The organism is Nocardioidaceae bacterium, from assembly GCA_018672315.1.
Lineage (GTDB): Bacteria > Actinomycetota > Actinomycetes > Propionibacteriales > Nocardioidaceae > TYQ2.
Map to the genome: position 1 here is coordinate 320,361 of CP076053.1, position 17,222 is coordinate 337,582.

Annotated in this window: 16 protein-coding genes and 1 riboswitch; of the genes, 4 read left to right on the forward strand and 12 right to left on the reverse strand. The window is 73.2% G+C overall.

The window, feature by feature from the left end; translation table 11 throughout:
• Positions 1–3: 3 nt before the first annotated feature.
• The 3 genes from KLP28_01565 to KLP28_01575 are packed head-to-tail and all read right to left on the reverse strand — an operon-like array spanning position 4 to position 3,220.
• Positions 4–459, reverse strand: coding sequence for a VOC family protein (locus KLP28_01565; GenBank protein ID QWC86727.1), 456 nt, complete (start codon positions 457–459; stop codon positions 4–6).
• Positions 366–2,039: a dihydroxy-acid dehydratase gene (gene ilvD / locus KLP28_01570; GenBank protein ID QWC85499.1), complete on the reverse strand. Its 1,674-nt coding sequence runs from the start codon at positions 2,037–2,039 to the stop codon at positions 366–368. The genes KLP28_01565 and ilvD overlap by 94 nt, the downstream gene beginning before the upstream one ends.
• A 35-nt stretch (positions 2,040–2,074) precedes the next feature.
• A complete protein-coding gene (locus tag KLP28_01575; GenBank protein QWC85500.1) occupies positions 2,075–3,220 on the reverse strand; it encodes a phosphotransferase in 1,146 nt (381 codons plus the stop codon).
• Between the two features lie 79 nt (positions 3,221–3,299).
• On the opposite strand from KLP28_01575, the gene KLP28_01580 reads away from it, so the two are divergent.
• The 4 genes from KLP28_01580 to KLP28_01595 all read left to right on the forward strand — a co-directional run bounded on the left by KLP28_01580 (position 3,300) and on the right by KLP28_01595 (position 7,046).
• Positions 3,300–4,250, forward strand: a complete 951-nt coding sequence (locus KLP28_01580) for an EamA family transporter (GenBank protein QWC85501.1) — start codon at positions 3,300–3,302, stop codon at positions 4,248–4,250.
• Between the two features lie 183 nt (positions 4,251–4,433).
• Positions 4,434–4,781 carry a hypothetical protein gene (locus tag KLP28_01585; protein QWC85502.1) on the forward strand — a complete coding sequence of 116 codons (348 nt, stop codon included), beginning with the start codon at positions 4,434–4,436 and terminating at the stop codon, positions 4,779–4,781.
• 93 nt (positions 4,782–4,874) lie between these two features.
• Positions 4,875–5,747, forward strand: a complete 873-nt coding sequence (locus KLP28_01590) for an alpha/beta hydrolase (GenBank protein ID QWC86728.1) — start codon at positions 4,875–4,877, stop codon at positions 5,745–5,747.
• A gap of 45 nt (positions 5,748–5,792) precedes the next feature.
• Positions 5,793–7,046, forward strand: a complete 1,254-nt coding sequence (locus KLP28_01595; protein ID QWC85503.1) for a PQQ-dependent sugar dehydrogenase — start codon at positions 5,793–5,795, stop codon at positions 7,044–7,046.
• A 1-nt stretch (position 7,047) separates the two neighbouring features.
• On the opposite strand, the gene KLP28_01600 is transcribed toward KLP28_01595, so the two are convergent.
• From KLP28_01600 to KLP28_01640, 9 genes are all read right to left on the reverse strand, one after another.
• Positions 7,048–7,872, reverse strand: a complete 825-nt coding sequence (locus tag KLP28_01600) for an ECF transporter S component (protein ID QWC85504.1) — start codon at positions 7,870–7,872, stop codon at positions 7,048–7,050.
• Positions 7,869–9,488, reverse strand: a complete 1,620-nt coding sequence (locus KLP28_01605) for an ATP-binding cassette domain-containing protein (GenBank protein ID QWC85505.1) — start codon at positions 9,486–9,488, stop codon at positions 7,869–7,871. Before KLP28_01605 ends, KLP28_01600 begins: the two co-directional genes overlap by 4 nt.
• On the reverse strand, positions 9,485–10,663 hold the full coding sequence (locus KLP28_01610) for an energy-coupling factor transporter transmembrane protein EcfT (GenBank protein ID QWC85506.1): 1,179 nt from the start codon (positions 10,661–10,663) through the stop codon (positions 9,485–9,487). Before KLP28_01610 ends, KLP28_01605 begins: the two co-directional genes overlap by 4 nt.
• A gap of 1 nt (position 10,664) precedes the next feature.
• Positions 10,665–11,690: a hypothetical protein gene (locus tag KLP28_01615; protein QWC85507.1), complete on the reverse strand. Its 1,026-nt coding sequence runs from the start codon at positions 11,688–11,690 to the stop codon at positions 10,665–10,667.
• On the reverse strand, positions 11,687–13,255 hold the full coding sequence (locus KLP28_01620; GenBank protein QWC85508.1) for a hypothetical protein: 1,569 nt from the start codon (positions 13,253–13,255) through the stop codon (positions 11,687–11,689). The genes KLP28_01615 and KLP28_01620 overlap by 4 nt, the downstream gene beginning before the upstream one ends.
• A gap of 106 nt (positions 13,256–13,361) precedes the next feature.
• Positions 13,362–13,434, reverse strand: a riboswitch (cobalamin riboswitch).
• A gap of 73 nt (positions 13,435–13,507) precedes the next feature.
• Complete coding sequence (locus KLP28_01625) at positions 13,508–14,437, reverse strand: SDR family oxidoreductase (protein ID QWC85509.1); 930 nt, start codon at positions 14,435–14,437, stop codon at positions 13,508–13,510.
• A 48-nt stretch (positions 14,438–14,485) separates the two neighbouring features.
• Positions 14,486–14,665, reverse strand: a complete 180-nt coding sequence (locus KLP28_01630; protein ID QWC85510.1) for a hypothetical protein — start codon at positions 14,663–14,665, stop codon at positions 14,486–14,488.
• Between the two features lie 49 nt (positions 14,666–14,714).
• A complete protein-coding gene (locus KLP28_01635; GenBank protein QWC85511.1) occupies positions 14,715–15,089 on the reverse strand; it encodes a hypothetical protein in 375 nt (124 codons plus the stop codon).
• Positions 15,090–15,100: 11 nt separating this feature from the next.
• Positions 15,101–17,191, reverse strand: coding sequence for a type IIA DNA topoisomerase subunit B (locus KLP28_01640; GenBank protein ID QWC86729.1), 2,091 nt, complete (start codon positions 17,189–17,191; stop codon positions 15,101–15,103).
• Between the last annotated feature and the right edge of the window lie 31 nt (positions 17,192–17,222).

Sequence of the window (17,222 nt, forward strand, 5' to 3'; positions counted from 1 at the left end):
CCCCTAGGGCAGGACGAGCGCCCCCTCGGGCCCCGGGTTGTGCGCGATCTCCCAGCGGTAGCCGTCGGGGTCGGCGAAGTAGCCGGTGTAGCCGCCCCACTCCCGGTGAGCGGCCCCGGAGACCTCCGCCCCGGCTGCCTGCGCCTCGGCGAGGACCCGGTCGACGTCCTCGGGGGTGCGTACGTTGTGCGCGAGCGTCACCGGGGCCAGCCCGGAGCCACGGCGCAGCGGCCCGACCTCGGCCTCGAAGCCGGCCTCGGCCCACAGCGACAGCATCACCAGCTCGCCGACGCGGATCATCAGCACCTCGCCGGGCACGTACGTCGCCGCCTCCCAGCCGAGGCGGTCGACGTAGAAGGCGCGACTCAGCCGCAGATCGCGCCGTGGGCCGCGGACTGCACGACCTTGGCGTACTTGCCCAGCACACCGCGCGTGTACTTGGGCGGGTGCGGCGCCCAGCCGTCCTGGCGCGCCTCCAGGTCGTCCATCTCGACCTCGAGGGTGCGGCCCGCGACGTCGAGCACGATCGGGTCGCCGTCGCGTACGAAGGCGATGGGTCCGGCATCCACGGCCTCCGGCGCGATGTGACCGACGCACAGGCCCGTGGTGCCGCCAGAGAAGCGCCCGTCGGTCACGAGCAGCACGTCCTTGCCGAGACCGGCGCCCTTGATCGCCCCGGTGATGGCGAGCATCTCGCGCATGCCGGGACCGCCCTTGGGCCCCTCGTAGCGGATCACCACCACGTCGCCCGCGACGATGCGTCCCTCGGTCAGCGCGTCGAGCGCGGCCCGCTCGCCGTCGAAGACCCGGGCGGTGCCACGGAAGACGTCGGAGTCGAAGCCGGCGCTCTTGACGACCGCACCCTCGGGGGCCAGAGAGCCCTTCAGGATCGTCAGGCCGCCGGAGGCGTGGATCGGGGCGTCCATCGCGCGGATGATGTCGCCGTCGACGGCCGGCGGAGTGAGCGCCTCGAGGTTCTCCCCCATCGTCCTGCCGGTGACGGTCAGGCAGTCGCCGTCCATGAGGCCGGCGTCGAGCAGCGCCTTCATCACCATCGGGATGCCGCCGACCTTGTCGACGTCGTTCATCACGTAGCGACCGAACGGCTTGAGGTCGCCCAGGTGCGGCACCTTGTCGCCGATGCGGTTGAAGTCGTCGAGGGTCAGGTCGACCTCGGCCTCGCGGGCGATCGCGAGCAGGTGCAGCACCGCGTTGGTGGAGCCGCCGAGCGCCATCACCACGGCGATGGCGTTCTCGAACGCGGGACGGGTCATGACCTGGCGGGCGGTGATGCCCTGCCGCAGCATCTCGACGACCGCCTCACCGGAGCGGTGCGCGAAACCGTCGCGGCGGCGGTCGACCGCCGGCGGGGCCGCGGACCCGGGCAGCGACATGCCCAGCGCCTCGCCGACCGAGGCCATCGTGTTGGCCGTGTACATGCCGCCGCAGGCGCCCTCACCGGGGCAGATCGCCCGCTCGATGCGGTCGACCTCGTCGCGGCTGATCTTGCCGGCCAGGCACGCGCCGACCGCCTCGAAGGCGTCGATGATCGTCACGTCGCGGCCGTCGACGTTGCCCGGCATGATGGAGCCCGCGTACAGGAAGACCGAGGCCAGGTCGAGCCGTGCCGCGGCCATCAGCATGCCCGGCAGCGACTTGTCGCAGCCCGCCAGCAGCACCGACCCGTCGAGACGCTCGGCCATCATCACGGTCTCGACGGAGTCGGCGATGACCTCGCGGGAGACCAGCGAGAAGTGCATGCCCTCGTGCCCCATCGAGATGCCGTCGGAGACCGAGATGGTGCCGAACTCCAGCGGGTAGCCGCCGGCGGCGTGCACACCGTTCTTCACGGCCTTCGCGAGACGGTCGAGCGAGAGGTTGCACGGGGTGATCTCGTTCCACGACGAGGCCACGCCGATCTGCGGCTTGGTGAAGTCCTCGTCGCCCATGCCGACGGCGCGGAGCATGCCGCGCGCGGCCGCCCTCTCGAGTCCGTCGGTGACGTCGCGGGAACGGGGCTTCATGTCGTGCTCGGTCATGCCGGTCAGCCTAGACGCGTGCCGCGTGGTGCCCCTCAGCCGTCCGCGTACGCAGGGGCGAGCGCGAGCTCGTGCTCGCCCCACCGGCCGACGAGCGCCTCGCGCAGCTCGCCCGCGACGTCGCTCGGCCCGGCGTGCCCGAGGGCGGCCGCCTGACGGAGCCGGTCGAGCAGCAGGGCGCGTCGTCCCGGCGCGGGCTCGCCACCGGGGCCACCGGCCGGCCCGTCGCCGTCCATCGCGCCGCGCAGGAACCAGCCGGCGCTGGCCAGGCACCAGGCGAGCACCGCCCGGTCGAGCAGGTCGGCGGCGTCCTCGCGTGCCAGCCACGCCTCGGGGCCGAGCCTCTCGGCGTACGCCCGGTGCGCCTGGTCGACCACGCGCGCGGGCAGGCGCCACGAGCACCAGCAGGTGGGCCACGGCACCTGGAGGTAGGCGAGGTCCCAGGCGGGGTGACGGAAGGCGGCGAACTCGAAGTCGAGGAGCACCACCCCGGCCCCGCCGCCACCGTCGGGGCCCGGCAGCAGCCGGTTGTTGTCGGGGCAGGTGTCACCCGGGCTCAGCACCGAGTCGGCCGGGTCGGTCAGGGGCTCGAGCACCGCGCGCACCTGCTCGGCCAGCACCTCCGAAGTGGGGAGCCCGAGCTCGACGCTCAGCGACTGCAGCTCGCCGACGGCCTCGACGAGCTGGTCGACCGCCTCCGGTGGCTCCACCCGCCCGTCGAACGCGCTGCCGCACCCGCCGTGGCGCTCGAGGACCTCGACGAAGTCCTCGCGCCGGCCCCAGGAGTGCTGGTGCAGCCGACCGAGCGTGTCGGCCCAGCCGGTGACGGCATCGGTGGCCTCGTGAGCCGCCGCAGCGGAGACGGGTTCGGTGTGGAGCAGGTCGGAGAGCGCGCGTCCGCCGCCGAGGTCCTCCATCAGCAGCACCGGCGGGTCGGTGGCGACACCGACCAGGCGGGGCGCGAGGTCGGAGCCCGCGACGACGAGACCCGCGGCCTCGCGGGCGACGGGATTGCCGCTGGACTGCAGGTAGGACTTCAGGATCCAGGTGCGTTCGCCGTCACCGACGCGGCGTACGTCGTTGCGTCCCCCCGCCGACTCGTCGCGGATCACCTCGACCGTCTCCACCGACGAGCCCGCGAGGGCGGAGGCTTCGCGCAACCACTGCTTGGGACCGGACATCGCGGCCACTGTAGGTGCGCCCGGACCTGGCGGTGCTGCACCGACACCCGCTGTGCTTCGCTTCGGAGGTGATCGTCCGATGATGGCGGCAGACCGGGTCCCCGCGCCGATCCGGCGGGCCCTGACCTCCCCGGTGCTGCTCGTGCTCGGCGCCGTCGTCAGCGTGCAGGTCGGCGCCGGGGTCGCCAAGAGCGGGTTCGAGGCCGCCGGCGCCACGGGTCTGGTCTTCCTGCGGCTGGGCATCGCCGCGGTGATCCTGGTGGTGCTGGTCCGACCGCGACTGCGCGGTCACAGCGCCCGGGCCTGGCGCACGGTGGTGGCGTACGCGACCGCGCTCGCCGTCATGAACTGGGCCTTCTACCAGGCCTTCGCCCGGATCGAGCTCGGCATCGCGGTGACGATCGAGTTCCTGGGGCCGCTCGCCGTGGCCGTGCTGGGCTCGCGGCGCGTACGCGACGTCGGGTGGGCCCTGCTGGCCGGCCTGGGGGTGGCGGCCCTGGGTCTCGGCCCCACCGAGCTCGACCCCGCCGGCGTGGGCTTCGCGCTGCTCGCCGCCGCGGCATGGGCGGCGTACATCCTCACCAGCGCCGGCACCGGTCGCCACTGGGAGGGCCTGGACGGTCTGGCCGTGGCGAGCACCCTGGCGGCGCTGATGGTCGTCCCTCCGCTGCTCCTGCCCGCCGGCTCGGCCGGGCTCCCCGCCGGGTCGACGTTCCTCGACCTCTTCACCCCCACCGTGCTCCTCGCCGGCGCGGGCGCGGCCCTGCTCAGCTCGGTCATCCCGTACGCGCTCGAGCTGCGTGCGCTGCGGTCGTTGCCGCCGCGCACCTTCGGGGTGCTCCTCAGCCTCGAGCCCGCGGTCGCAGCGGCGGTCGGGGTCGTCCTGCTCTCGGAGCGTCTGGAACTGCTCGGCTGGGTCGCGATCGCCGCCGTGGTCGCCGCGTCGATCGGCGCCACCCGCTCGCGCGCCGAGACGCGTCGTCCCAGAGACCAGGCCGCGGCGGACGACGCGCACGCCCGTCTCGCATGACGAGACGCCATGTTTGCGTCCCGACCGCCAGAACCCGCTTCCCACGCGGGCGTCGCACAGTTCACACGGAAGCAACGTCCCGGTGACCTGCAGGGCGGTCTGGAGGCACTAGCGTTCTCTGCAACAGTTCGATAAACATGGGGCCGAGGCACACATACCTCTCCCTGGCACGAAAGAGGACCAATGACAGCCACTCGGGCCTTCGACGCGGGCGACCCCCGCGTGTCGCCTGCACTGTCCTCCCACCTGGAGCAGCACGTCGCACGGCAGCAGCAGAGCAGCCGGCTCGTCCGCGGATCGCTCGGGGAGCAGGGCGGCCTCGCCGCCGCGCTGTGGGGCGTACGCCGCCTCTCCGACGTCGTCCTCGACTGGCCGACGCGGTCCCACCGCCGCTCGCTGCGCAACGCGATGCTGGCCTCCACGGTGCTCGTCGAGCGTCGCATCGAGCGTGACGACGTCGAGTCCTTCCTCCACGACCTCGAGCAGCGCCGCTCCGAGGCCGGGACCCCGGGCGCCTCGCAGCACCCCTGATCGCGCGTCCGCGCGACGCCGCGGCGGCTGACCGGGCAGACTGGTCCGGTGAGTTCGTACACCCCTCGCGACCGCACGCTCCCCGGTGAGCAGCTGCGGTTCTTCGACGTCACCGCAGCCGACGGCACCCGCCTCCGGGCATGGACCAACGACGCCGAGGGGCCCACGGTCGTGCTGTGCAACGGCTTGGGCACGAACGCCTACTGCTGGCCGGCCCTGCTGCGACCGGACTGCGGCGTGCGGGTCGTCTCGTGGAACCACCGCGGGGTGGGCGGGTCCGAACGCCCCTCCGACCCCGACGCCGTCGACATCGAGGACTTCGCCCGCGACGCCGTCGCGGTCATGGACCACCTCGGCATCGCCTCGGCGCCGATGATGGGCTGGTCGATGGGGGTCAACACCATCTTCGAGGCGGCCGTCAGCCATCCCGACCGCGTCGACGGGCTGTTCGCGGTCGGCGGGGTGCCCGGCGACACCTTCGCGAGCATGCTCGCGCCCCTGGGGGTCCCACGTGCGGCGCGCAAGCACATGACCGTCAACGCGGCGCGCCTCATGAAGCAGCTCGGCGGGCCGCTGACGACGCTCGCCCGCACCTTCCCGTTCAACCACCACATGACGGCCGCCCTCCAGCACTCCGGCTTCATGTTGCCGACGGGTGAGACACCGCTGGTGCAGCGCGCGGTGCGGGAGTTCCTCACCACGCCCATCGACTGGTACATGCACCTGGCGCTGCACTCCTCGCTCCACCTGCGGGTGTCGCTGAGCGAGATCGACGTGCCGACCAGCTTCGTCGCCGGCACCTACGACGTGCTGGCCTCGGCCGCCGACATGAGGACGGCCGCCGCGCGCACCGACGGTGACTACCTCGAGCTGGCCGCCAGCCACTTCCTGCCCCTGGAGCACCCCGACACCGTCCACGCCGCCCTCCTCGAGCTCGTACGCCAGTCGCGGCGGCAGGCTGCCTGAGCTCTGGCCGCCGCCGCGCGACCGGGTGCCTGCCACGATCGAGGCATGCGTACGCCACGCCCCGGCCACCCCCGCACGTCGTCCGCCCTCCGACGACGGAGGGTCTACGCCGCGCTCGCCGTCGCGACGATGACCTCGACGTCTCTCGCCGCCTGCGGCGGCGACGACGACGCCGGTGCCGACCCGCCACCGGCCTCCGGTGGCCCGACGACCTCGCAGGCACCGGCGCCGTCCAGCGAGGCTCCGTCGGAGTCCCGGGGTTCTGCGACCGACGGGGCCACGGATCCGACCGGGCCGACGGAGCCGACGGTGGTGGCGACAGCGGCGGCGCAGCTGCAGGCGCCGTGGGGACTGGACTTCCTGCCCGACGGGTCCGCGCTGGTCACCGAGCGTGACACCACGAGGGTGCTGCACCTCGTGCCGCAGCCGGGTCAGCAGCGGTACGACGTGCGCGAGGTCGCGACGGTCGACCAGGCCGCGCCCGAGGGCGAGTCGGGGCTGCTCGGCATCGCCGTCTCGCCCTCCTTCGAGCAGGACCAGCGGGTCTTCCTCTACGTCTCCACGGCCGAGGACAACCGGGTGCTGCGCACCACCTTCGACGGCTCCTCGCTCGGTGAGCTCGAGCCGATCCTCACCGGCATCCCCAACGGCTTCATCCACGACGGAGGCCGGTTGGCCTTCGGACCCGACGGCTTCCTGTACGTCTCCACCGGCGAGATCGGGCAGCCCGACCTCGCGCAGGACCGCGGGTCGCTCGGCGGCAAGATCCTCCGGCTGACCGTCGACGGCGACCCGGCCCCCGGCAACCCCCGACCCGACTCGCCGATCTGGACCCTCGGTCACCGCAACGTCCAGGGCCTCGCCTTCGACGACCGTGACCGGTTGTGGGCCTCGGAGTTCGGCCAGGACGCCTGGGACGAGCTGAACCGGGTGGAGAAGGGCTCGAACTACGGCTGGCCGGCCGTGGAGGGCCGCGGCGGCGAGGACGCCCCCGAGGAGTTCCGTGACCCCGCGAGGCAGTGGGCGACCTCGGAGGCCTCCCCGTCCGGTCTGGCGTACGCAGACGGCTCGCTGTGGATGGCCGCCCTGCGTGGCAACCGGCTCTGGCAGGTGCCCGTGACGCAGGGCGGCACCGGGGAGCCCGTGCCCCACCTGGTCGGGGACTTCGGACGTCTCCGCACCGTCGCCGTGGCCCCGGACGGGCGCCTGTGGGTGACCACCTCCAACCGCGACGGCCGGGGCACGCCCGCCGACGCCGACGACCGCATCCTGGTCGTCGACACCGGCGAGGACTCCTGACTCAGTCGACGACCACGCGCCGGTGGGCTCGGCGAAGGGTGGCCAGCACCGCGGGGCCGAGCGCGACGATCGCGATCGAGTTGGTCAGGGCACGGCCGGTGTCCCAGGACCCGGTCGAGGTCAGCAGGGTGTAGACGCCGAACCGCTCGAGGTTCTCCAGCAGCGGGGCGCCCGGTGCGAACGACAGCGAGCCGGTGTGGCCGGGCACCTCGATCCCGAGCACGAAGGGCCAGGTCGAGAGGTTCATCAGGAGCCCGAAGGCGTACGCGGCGACGATGCCGTAGACGACCAGCATCGCGATCTCACGCCGTCCGCGGACCCGGCGTGGCAGGAGCCCGGCGCCGAGCCCCACCCACGCCGAGGCCAGCATCTGGAACGGCAGCCACGGGCCGACCCCGGCGGTCACCAGCGCGGAGGCGAACAGCGACGTGCAGCCCAGCAGGAAGCCGAATCCCGGTCCGAAGACCCGCCCGGCCAGGATCAGCAGGAAGAACACGAGCTCCACGCCGGCCACGCCGGCACTCACGCCGCGCAGCACGGCGTTGATGGCCGTGAGCAGTCCGAGCACCGCGAGCACACGCGCGTCGACGCCGCCCTCGGACATCTCAGCGAGCACGACCACCAGCACGATCGGCAGCAGCAGCACGAAGACGAAGGGCGGGTCGACGCGCTCCCCCGGCACGGTCTGCAGCAGCAGCGGCCAGGTGAAGAACGCGAGCCCCAGCAACGTCGCCAGCGTCAGCGTCACGGCCGAGCGCAGCCCGACGCGTACGGCCGACCGGTCACCGGCGGGGCGCTGTGCCGGCGGGGCGTGGGTCCGGCTCATGGCGCCACCCCGGCGAGGGATGCCCGGACCTGGGCGGGGGTGAGCCACGGCGGCCCGAGCACCTTGGTCACCTGCGGTGAGAAGGCGGGGGTCTCGGTCACGACCTGCACGGTGGGGCCGGCCGAGATGACCGACCCCTCGGCCAGCACCACCACCCTGTCGGCGACCTGGGCGACGAACTCGACGTCGTGGGTGCTGACGAGCACGGCCATCCCCTCGGCCGCGAGTTCCGCGAGAACGACGGCGAGCCGCTCCTTGGCGGCGTAGTCGAGCCCGCGCGTGGGCTCGTCCAGCAGCAGCGTCCTCGGACGGTCCGCCAGCACGAGGGCGAGCACCAGCGCCAGCTGCTGGCCCTCGGAGAGGTCACGGGGGTGACGTTCGGCGGGGATGCCCGGCACGAGCCGGTGCAGCAGGCGCGCCGTGGTGCCCGGCGTGAGGCCGAGCACGGTGTCGGCGCTCGCGCACTCGGCCCCGACGGTCTCGAGGTAGAGCAGGTCCGACGCCGTCTGCGGCACGAGGCCGACCAGCTCACGGCGTCGACCTGGCTTGACCGTCGCGGTGTCGATGCCGTCAACCGTGGCGCGCCCCCCGTGACGGGGTCCGCTGCCCTGCAGCGACCACAAGAGGGTCGACTTGCCGGCGCCGTTGCGTCCCATCAGGGCAGTGACCTCGCCGCCGGAGAGCCGGAGGGACACCCGCTCCAGCGCGGTGATGTCGCCGTGACGTACGTCGAGCCGCTCGACCACCGCGACCGGTGCCTCCCCTGCCCGGGGACCGAGGTCCGCCGATAGGGCGGCGGGCTGCAACGAGCGCAGGTCGCGGGCAGCGCGCCGCGCCTCACGCACGCTCAGGGGCAGCGGGTCCCACCCGGCCGCCCGCCCCAGGTGCACCAGGGGCGGTGCCGAACCGGCGGCGACGACCTCGGGACGCGACAGGATCTCGCGCGGGTCGCCCACCAGCAGGCGACCGTCGGCGATCCAGGCGAGCCGGTCGGCGAAGGGCAGCACGCGCTCGAGGCGGTGCTCGGCGAGCACCACCGAGACGCCCACGTCGTCGACCAGCCGGGCCAGGGTCGCGAGCACCTCCTCGGCCGCCGTCGGGTCCAGGGCGGAGGTCGGCTCGTCGAGCACCAGCACGCGCGGGTGCACCGTCAGCACCGACCCGATGGCGACCCGTTGCTGCTGACCTCCCGAGAGCGAGACCAGGTCGCGCCCGCGCAGGTCGGCGAGGCCGAGCAGGTCCAGCGTCTCCTCCACCCGCCGTCGCATGGTGGCGGGCGCGAGGCCCAGCTGCTCCATGCCGTACGCGAGCTCCTCCTCGACCGTGTCGGTGACGAACCCGGCGACGGGGTCCTGGCCGACGTACCCGACGAGGTGGGCGAGCTCGCGTGGCGGGCGGCCGGTGACGTCGCGCCCCTCGACGCTGACGCGGCCGGTGAGACGTCCGCCCGTCAGGTGCGGCACGAGGCCGTTCAGCACCCGCAGCAGCGTGGACTTGCCCGACCCGGTGGGTCCGGCGACCGCCAGCAGCTCGGCGTCGTGCAGTTCCAGGTCGACGCCGGAGAGCACGGGGGCTGCGTCGGGGTAGCCGAAGGCGACGTCGTCGAGGCGGATCATCGCAGCACCTCCACCGGGGTGTCGGCGGACGCCGTGGCACGTGGCGCTGCCGGGGGACGGGCAGCGCGGTGCGGCCGCTGCGCGGACGCGGGGGCCGGCGCGAGCGCGGCGGGAGCCGCGGCGAGCAGCACCGCGGCCAGCAGGGTCACGGTCAGCGTCGGGGCCGCGGTGACGTCGGGGCGTACGACGAGCTCGGCGGTCTGCAGGGACACCGCGACCGCGACGAGGACCAGCAGCCCGCACCCCGTGACGGCTGTCTCGGCCAGGCGCCAGGGATCGGGCCGGTAGCGCGTCCGTCGCACGGCGCGACCCGACTCGACCACCCCGAGGCCACCGGTGGCCGCGCCGGCGAGCAGCGTCGACCACGCGAGCCAGGAGGGCGCGGTGCGGTCGAGGAACGCATACGTGGCCACGCCCAGCAGCATCAGGGCGGCGACCAGCCACCAGGTGGACCGACGCGGCCCGCGGCCGTGCACGGCGTCGCTGCGTCCGTACCCGCGCGAGTCCATGCTCGCCGCCAGCAGCAGCGACCGGTCCAGCGCGTCCTCCAGCACCGGGACGACGGTGCGGCGCAGGCCGATGCCGCGACCCCGGGGCGCACCTCGCAGCTGCTGGGCACGCCGTACCCGCGCGAGGCTCGACGCCAGCTGCGGCAGCACGCTGATGGCGACGACGAGCGCGGTGCCGACCTCGTACAGCGCCGCCGGGAGCGAGCGCAGCAGCCGCTTGGGGTTGGCGAGGGCGTTGGCCGCCCCGACGCAGATCACCAGGGTGGCCAGACGCAGACCGTCGTACGCCGCACCCAGCACCGACTCGGCCGTGACGTCGCCGAGCAGCGTGATCCCGGCGACCCAGTCGGGCAGCGGCACCTCTGGGAGGGAGAACCAGACGGTCGAGCCGGCGTACGCCCCTCCCCCGAGCAGGATCCGGAAGGCCACCCGGATCACGACGATGACCACCCCGAGGAGGAGGTAGAGACGGAAGGCGCGCGACCACGGGTGGTCACCGCGCCGTGCCGCGACGACCAGCGACGCTGCGGCGACGATGCCCAGCAGGAGCACGGGGTTGGTCGTCGACGAGGCAGCGGCTGCCAGCCCGAGCGCCCACGCCCACCACGCGACCGGGTGCAGGTCGCGAGGCAGGGCGGACGCCCGGGCGGGCAGGATCGAGCTCACCTCAGGTGCCCGCCCGGGAGCGTCGCACCAGCGCGACCGCCGCGGCGGCACCGGCGAGCATCAGCACGACCAGCGCGAGCACGTAGCCGGGGACGCCCCCGTCGCCGTCCGCGCTGGCCTCCTGGGTCGACACCCGCGGGTCGCCCGGGTCGGCGTCATCGGACGGCAATGGGGGCTCGATCGCCTCCGAGGCGTCTGTCGTTGCGCTCGGGCTCTCGGTCGGGCTCTCGTCAGGGCTCTCGCTCGGGCCCCGGTCCGGGGTCCCATTGCGATCACCGTCGGGCGCGCTGCCGCGGCGACGCTGGTCCTCTCCGTCCCCGGTGCCACCGGTCGCCCCGGTCGTCCCCGTCGCGGCGCCCCCGCTGGACCTGCCGGAGTTCGCTCCGCCCGTGCCCCCGCCGGGGTTCGGGGTCGGAGCTGTCGTCGGGCTCTTCGTGGGTGCCTTCGTGGGCGCCTTGGTCGGACTCTTGGTGGGTGCCTTGGTCGGACTCTTGGTGGGGGCCTTCGTGGGAGCCCGGGTCGGGCTCGGGCTGGACGTTGCTCCGCCCGAGGATCGGGTCGGCGCGGCCAGGGACGGCGGCGTACGCGCACCGCCCTGCTGCCAGGAGAAGGCGAGCGACCCGCCGGAGGGCACGTCGAGACTCGCGACGCCCTCGTTGGCGTACGTCCACTGTCCCGAGGTGCCGTCGGTCCACCACAGCGACCAGAAGGCGTCCGCGGGGGGCGTCCGCGCGCACGAGGTCGACGCAGGCTCACCCGAGACGCGACAGACGAAGCCGGGCTGCGTCTGCACGTAGGTCAGCGGGTAGCCGGCGCCCGGGAAGACCTCGGAGGCAGGGCGGCCGCCGCCGTCCCCGTCGCAGCCGGAGGTGACGCCTCCACCGAGCTGGTTGAAGTCGACGACGACGCTGACACCGGGCCCGCTGCACGTGGCCGCGGCTGCGACCGGGGCGAGCGCGACGGCGCCGGCCGTCGGCGCCACCACGAGGGCGACGCCGACGACCAGGCGGACGAGCTGAGCGATCACGAACGCGCCCGCAGCACGCGGACGGTGTCGCTGCCCTTGCGGATCCGGCCGAACTCACCGCGCACGACGTACGTGCGCGTGCCGGCCGGTCGCGCCACGTCGACGCCGCGGAACACGACACGACCGGCGTCGTTGGCGGACGCGGTGCGTCGGTCGCCGCGCGAGACGACCAGCGACGCCTGCTCGCCGGGCGCGAGGCCCGTGGCGACGACGCGCATCTTCGCGCCCTTGCGGCGGCGGTCGGGCGTCGTCACGTCGAGACGCGTACGCCCGAGCACGTCCATCGAGACCTCGGAGGTACGTCCGTAGGTGTCCTCGACGGTGTAGGTGCGGGTGGCCGTGCCCGGTCCGGTGGTGACGCGCAGCGTGCTGGTGCCGTCGATGCCGGCGACCTCGTCGATGCCGAAGCCGTTGTTGCTCACGCACACGGTGTCGCGGGAGGCGAGACCGCTGACGAGCACGGGCTGCAGGGTCTGGGCGCGCACGTAGCGGCTCGGGCCGGTGGCGGTCAGGTCGGAGGTGGGGTCGGAGGCCGCGCCGAGCGAGAGTCCGGCCTGCGCGGTCGCCCGCAGGAACTGGTCGACAGAGGACTCGGAGATGCCCTCGAGCTTCTGGGTGTCGAAGCCGGCGCGGTCGAAGGCGACGGCACCCTCGTCCGGGTCCGTGCACACGCCGGGTGCGCGCACCTGCAGGCCGCGGACGTAGTCGGCGGCCCGGGTCGCGGCTGCCTCGCGACCCTCGAGCGCGAGGGCGTAGCCGGCCAGTCCGGTGGAGTTGGTGTTCTCGGCGCCGAGCTCGGCGTACGACCCGTCGGCGGACTGCTCCTCGGTCAGCCATCCCGCGGCAGCGGCCCGAGCCTCGGCCGCGATGTCGGCGCCGGCGAGGAGCTGCACCGCGAGGGCGGTGCTGTCGACGTTGGCCAGGTCGTCGTCGGTGCAGGTGGCACCCGCGTCACCGCCGCCGAGACCCGCGCGGAAGCCCCCGCCCGGGCACTGCTGGTCGAGCAGCAGGGACAGCGCTCGCTCCGCCTCCGGCGATCCGGCCGCGGCCAGCGCGGCGGCGGCGAACGACTGACCGATCACCGCGGCGAAGTCCCCGAACTCCGACTGGTCGCCGATGCGTCCGGTCTCGTCGTCGGTGAGGACCTCCAGGTCGGTGATCAGGTCGCGGCCGCTGACGTCGGTCGGGTCGCCGCCGGCCAGCTGCACGAAGCGCGCGGCCTTGGCCACCGACGAGGCGTACACCTCGCCGTCGCCGCCGGCCTCGCCGCCGCCGACGTAGTTCTCGATCTGGGGTACGACGGCGTCGAAGACGCGCTGGGCGACCTGGTCCTCGCCCGCGGCGAGGGCCAGCAGCCCGACGTCGATGCTCAGGCCGACGTCGGTGAAGTCGAACTGCTGGTTGACGACGAGTCCGTCGACGAGCTGGGAGTCCGCCCAGGCGATGGCGGCGTCGGTCTCTCCGGCGGCCGAGGCCGGAGCGGCGAGGAGCGAGCCGCCGAGGGCGGCGGCGGCGAGGCCGACGAATGCCGTGCGCGCGGCACGGCGGGAGGTGCGGGGGGTCATGGGTTCCTTCCGGCTGCATGCAGCAGGAGGAGACCCCGGGAGGGCTGCTCCCCGGCTCCGCCCGCTGCGTACCTCGACAGCGTGTGTGCGGATCCGATCCCGGGCAGGTGCTCCGGCTCGTCGGGGCTCTCGCCCCGACCTACGGTTGCGGGTCAGCGCCGGACTCTGACCGGCTTCCCCCACCTGGGTCGGTGTGGTGCTCGTCCCCGGCGGGGACGCGAGCGCAGCGTAACCCCAGCCGTCGGCGCGGGCCTAGTCCGCGGCGCTGAGGGATGACCAGGTGAACGTCACACCCGTGAGGTCCTCGCTTTTCTCCCAGAGGGCGCGCGCGAGCTCCCGGTCGTGCACGAGAGGGGCGGTCGAGACCGGCCCCGCCGGCCCGCGGGTCTCGAAGAGCCGCTGCGGACCGGCGTACGAACCCGGCTCGCCCTCGACGGCGGCGTACAGCGTCGGCTCCGCACCGCGCGACGCCGACTGGGTGAGCACACCGAGCACCAGCGGGGCGAGCTGTTTGACGCCCGGGATGCGCCCGAGGCCCTGGCCGTCGGTGACCAGCCCCGTGTTCGAGACGCCCGGGTGGGCCGCGGTGGAGGTGAGCCGCACGCCTGCCTCGGTGGCCCGGCGCTGCAGCTCGGTGGCGAACAGCAGGTTCGCGAGCTTGGAGTTGGAGTAGGCGTGCTGCGGGTTGTAGCCGTCCTTGGGGTTGCCCTGGAGCAGCCGTCCGCTGCCACCCTTGTGGGCCAGCGAGCTCACCGTCACGACCCGGGCGTCGCCGGCGGAGAGCAGGTGCGGGAGCAGCCGCCCCGTGAGGGCGAAGTGGCCGAGGTGGTTGACGCCGAACTGCAGCTCGTGGCCGTCCTCGGTCGTGGTGTGCCGCGGTGGCGTCATCACCCCGGCGTTGTTGACGAGCAGGTCGATCGGCCCCTCGGTGGCCCGGGTGAATCGCTTCACCGAGTCCAGCGAGGCGAGGTCGAGCTCGCGGACCACCGGCGCCACGTCGGAAAGGTCGCGCAGGTGAGCCGCGGCCTGCTCGCCGGCGGCGACGTCCCGGCACGCCAGCACCACGCGTGCGCCGTGACGGGCCAGCTGGCGAGCGGTGTGGAAGCCGATGCCGGAGTTCGCACCGGTGACGACCGCGGTGCGGCCGGAGAGGTCGGGCAGGTCGTCGGGTCCCCAGGTCATGAGGGGTTGATCCCCTCCCCCCGCCGGGGGCACACCTGGGGGTGGTCCTCAGTAGGAGTCGGTCTCCGTCATGTCGTTGCGGGCCCGCAGGGCGCGGATGCCGAGCCGCACGGTCACCATGAACGCGAGCACGGGCAGCACGAACCAGGCCAGTCCTCCGAGGACCGCGCCGAGGTCGAACCCCTGGTCACGTTCGGCGACGGCCAGGAACAGCTGCTGAGTCGTCATGACCGAAGCGTCCCCGCTCCGACCCAGGTCAGTCCTCGCGCCGCCGGGGTCAGCCGGGCGGACGCTGCTCCCGGTAGCGGGCCATGCGCACCTGGCTGCCGATGACGAGCAGCCCGGCACCGAGACCGGCCAGGGCGCCGACGAGGGTGACGGTGAAGGTCGCGTCCTGGTCGGCGCTGACCTGCGTACGCGTCAGCAGTCCGATGAGCAACGCCGCCAGCGCTCCGACCCACGTGCCCGTCAGGGCGGCGGACCTCAGCACCGAGGCACGCGCGAGCAGCCCGATGACCAGCAGGGTGATCACGAGGACCCCGAGGACGAGCCACGGGAACGATCCGGTGGCCCCTCGCCACAGCTGCAGGGAGCCGAAGATCGCGGCGAACCCCAGGAGCGTCGCGAGGGTGCCAGGGATGCTGGTCCCCACGGGTCCCGCCATCAGATGTCGAGGTCGCCGTCGGAGAGGTGACCGCGGTTGCTGACGATGAACTCCTTGCGCGGTGCCACGTCGGAGCCCATCAGCAGGCTGAAGACCTGGGTCGCGGCGTCGGCGTCGTCGGCCGTGATGCGCCGCAGGGTGCGGTGCCGCGGGTCCATGGTGGTCTCCGCGAGCTGGTCGGCGTCCATCTCACCGAGCCCCTTGTATCGCTGCACAGGGTCCTTCCAGCGCACACCCTTCTTCGTGAGCTCCGCGAGCCTCCGGCTCAGCTCCGCGTCGGAGTAGGTGTAGACGTACTTGTCCATGCCCTTCTTCGGGTTGGACAGCTCGATGCGGTGCAGCGGCGGCACCGCGGTGTACACGCGGCCCTCGGCGATGAGCTCGGGCATGTACTTGAAGAACAGCGTCGTCAGCAGGCAGCGGATGTGCGCGCCGTCGGAGTCGGCGTCGGCCATGAAGATGATGCGGCCGTAGCGTCGGGCGTCGATGTCGAACGTGCGCCCGGACCCGGCGCCGACCACCTGGATGATGGAGGCGCACTCGGCATTCTTGAGCATGTCGGCGACCGACGCCTTCTGCACGTTCAGGATCTTGCCGCGGATCGGCAGCAGAGCCTGGTAGTCGGAGTTGCGCGCCGACTTCGCCGTGCCGAGCGCCGAGTCGCCCTCGACGATGAAGAGCTCGGACTTCTCGATGTCGTTGCTGCGGCAGTCGGCCAGCTTCGCGGGCAGGGTGGAGGACTCCAGTGCGTTCTTCCGTCGCTGGGTCTCCTTGTGCTGCCGCGCCGCGATGCGGGTCTTGGAGGCACCGAGCACCTTCTCCATGACCAGCTTCGCCTGCGCCTTCTCGGTGCGCTGCTTGCTGGTGAGCCAGTCGGTGAGCTCGGCGAGGACGACCTTGCGGACGACCGTGCGGGCCGCCGGTGTGCCGAGCACCTCCTTGGTCTGCCCCTCGAACTGCGGCTCGGCCAGCCGCACCGTCACCACGGCCGTCATGCCCTCGAGCACGTCGTCCTTGATGACGTCGGCGTCGTTGACCTTGAGCACGCGGGCTCCGCGCATCGCGTCGTTGAACGCCTTGGTGATGGCGGACTCGAACCCGGCGAGGTGCGTGCCGCCCTTCGGGGTGGCGATCACGTTGACGAACGAGCGCGTCTCGGTCTCGTAGCCGTTCACCCAGCGGAGGGCTACGTCGACCCCGAGCTCGCGCTCGACGTCCTGCGGGCTCATGTGCCCGGCCTCGTCGAGCACCGGCACCGTCTCGGTGAAGTGCCCCGAGCCCTGCAGCCGCAGCACGTCGCTCACCGCCTCGCCGCGGGAGAGGAAGTCGCAGAACTCGGTGATGCCGCCCTCGTGGAGGAAGGACTCGCTGAGCTCTTCCTCGCCGCGCAGGTCGCGGATCGTCAGCTCGAGTCCCGGAACGATGAAGGAGGTCTGCCGGGCGCGGGTGACCAGCTCGTCGAAGACGAAGGTCGCGTCACGGGTGAAGATCTGCCGGTCGGGCCAGAACCTGACCCGGGTGCCGGTCTTGGCCTTCGCCACCCGCTTGCCCTTGTGCAGCCCGGACTCGGGCTCGAAGCCGATCTCCGGCCCGTCACCCGCGAACACGCCGGGGACACCGCGGCGGAAGGACATGTGCCGGGTGGCCGGCGACCGGTCGACCGCGACGTCCAGGCGCGCGGACAGGGCGTTGACCACCGAGGAGCCGACGCCGTGCAGACCGCCGGAGGCCGCGTACGACCCGCCGCCGAACTTGCCGCCCGCGTGCAGCTTGGTGAAGACGACCTCGACCCCGGACAGGCCCGTCTTCGGCTCCTTGTCGACCGGGATGCCGCGGCCGTCGTCGCGCACCTCCGCCGAGCCGTCGTCGTGCAGCAGCACCTCGATGTGCCGGCAGTGACCGCCGAGCGCCTCGTCCACGGAGTTGTCGATGATCTCCCACAGGCAGTGCATCAGGCCGCGGGTGTCGGTGGACCCGATGTACATGCCGGGGCGCTTGCGCACCGCTTCGAGCCCCTCGAGCACGAGGAGGTTCTGCGCGTTGTACGTAGTGATCGGAGATCTCCTGGTCGGGTACGCGAGCGGGACCAGTCAGAATCTACCGGCGCACCGCCCCGCTCCC

What these genes read in the sequence shown, in the direction of transcription:
- KLP28_01595 (QWC85503.1), top strand. Translation starts at nt 5,793, where the DNA reads ATGCGTACGCCACGCCCCGGCCACCCCCGCACGTCGTCCGCCCTCCGA.
- KLP28_01600 (QWC85504.1), bottom strand. Translation starts at nt 7,872, where the DNA reads ATGAGCCGGACCCACGCCCCGCCGGCACAGCGCCCCGCCGGTGACCGG.
- KLP28_01575 (QWC85500.1), bottom strand. Translation starts at nt 3,220, where the DNA reads ATGTCCGGTCCCAAGCAGTGGTTGCGCGAAGCCTCCGCCCTCGCGGGC.
- KLP28_01630 (QWC85510.1), bottom strand. Translation starts at nt 14,665, where the DNA reads ATGACGACTCAGCAGCTGTTCCTGGCCGTCGCCGAACGTGACCAGGGG.
- KLP28_01580 (QWC85501.1), top strand. Translation starts at nt 3,300, where the DNA reads ATGATGGCGGCAGACCGGGTCCCCGCGCCGATCCGGCGGGCCCTGACC.
- KLP28_01605 (QWC85505.1), bottom strand. Translation starts at nt 9,488, where the DNA reads ATGATCCGCCTCGACGACGTCGCCTTCGGCTACCCCGACGCAGCCCCC.
- ilvD (QWC85499.1), bottom strand. Translation starts at nt 2,039, where the DNA reads ATGACCGAGCACGACATGAAGCCCCGTTCCCGCGACGTCACCGACGGA.
- KLP28_01585 (QWC85502.1), top strand. Translation starts at nt 4,434, where the DNA reads ATGACAGCCACTCGGGCCTTCGACGCGGGCGACCCCCGCGTGTCGCCT.
- KLP28_01625 (QWC85509.1), bottom strand. Translation starts at nt 14,437, where the DNA reads ATGACCTGGGGACCCGACGACCTGCCCGACCTCTCCGGCCGCACCGCG.
- KLP28_01620 (QWC85508.1), bottom strand. Translation starts at nt 13,255, where the DNA reads ATGACCCCCCGCACCTCCCGCCGTGCCGCGCGCACGGCATTCGTCGGC.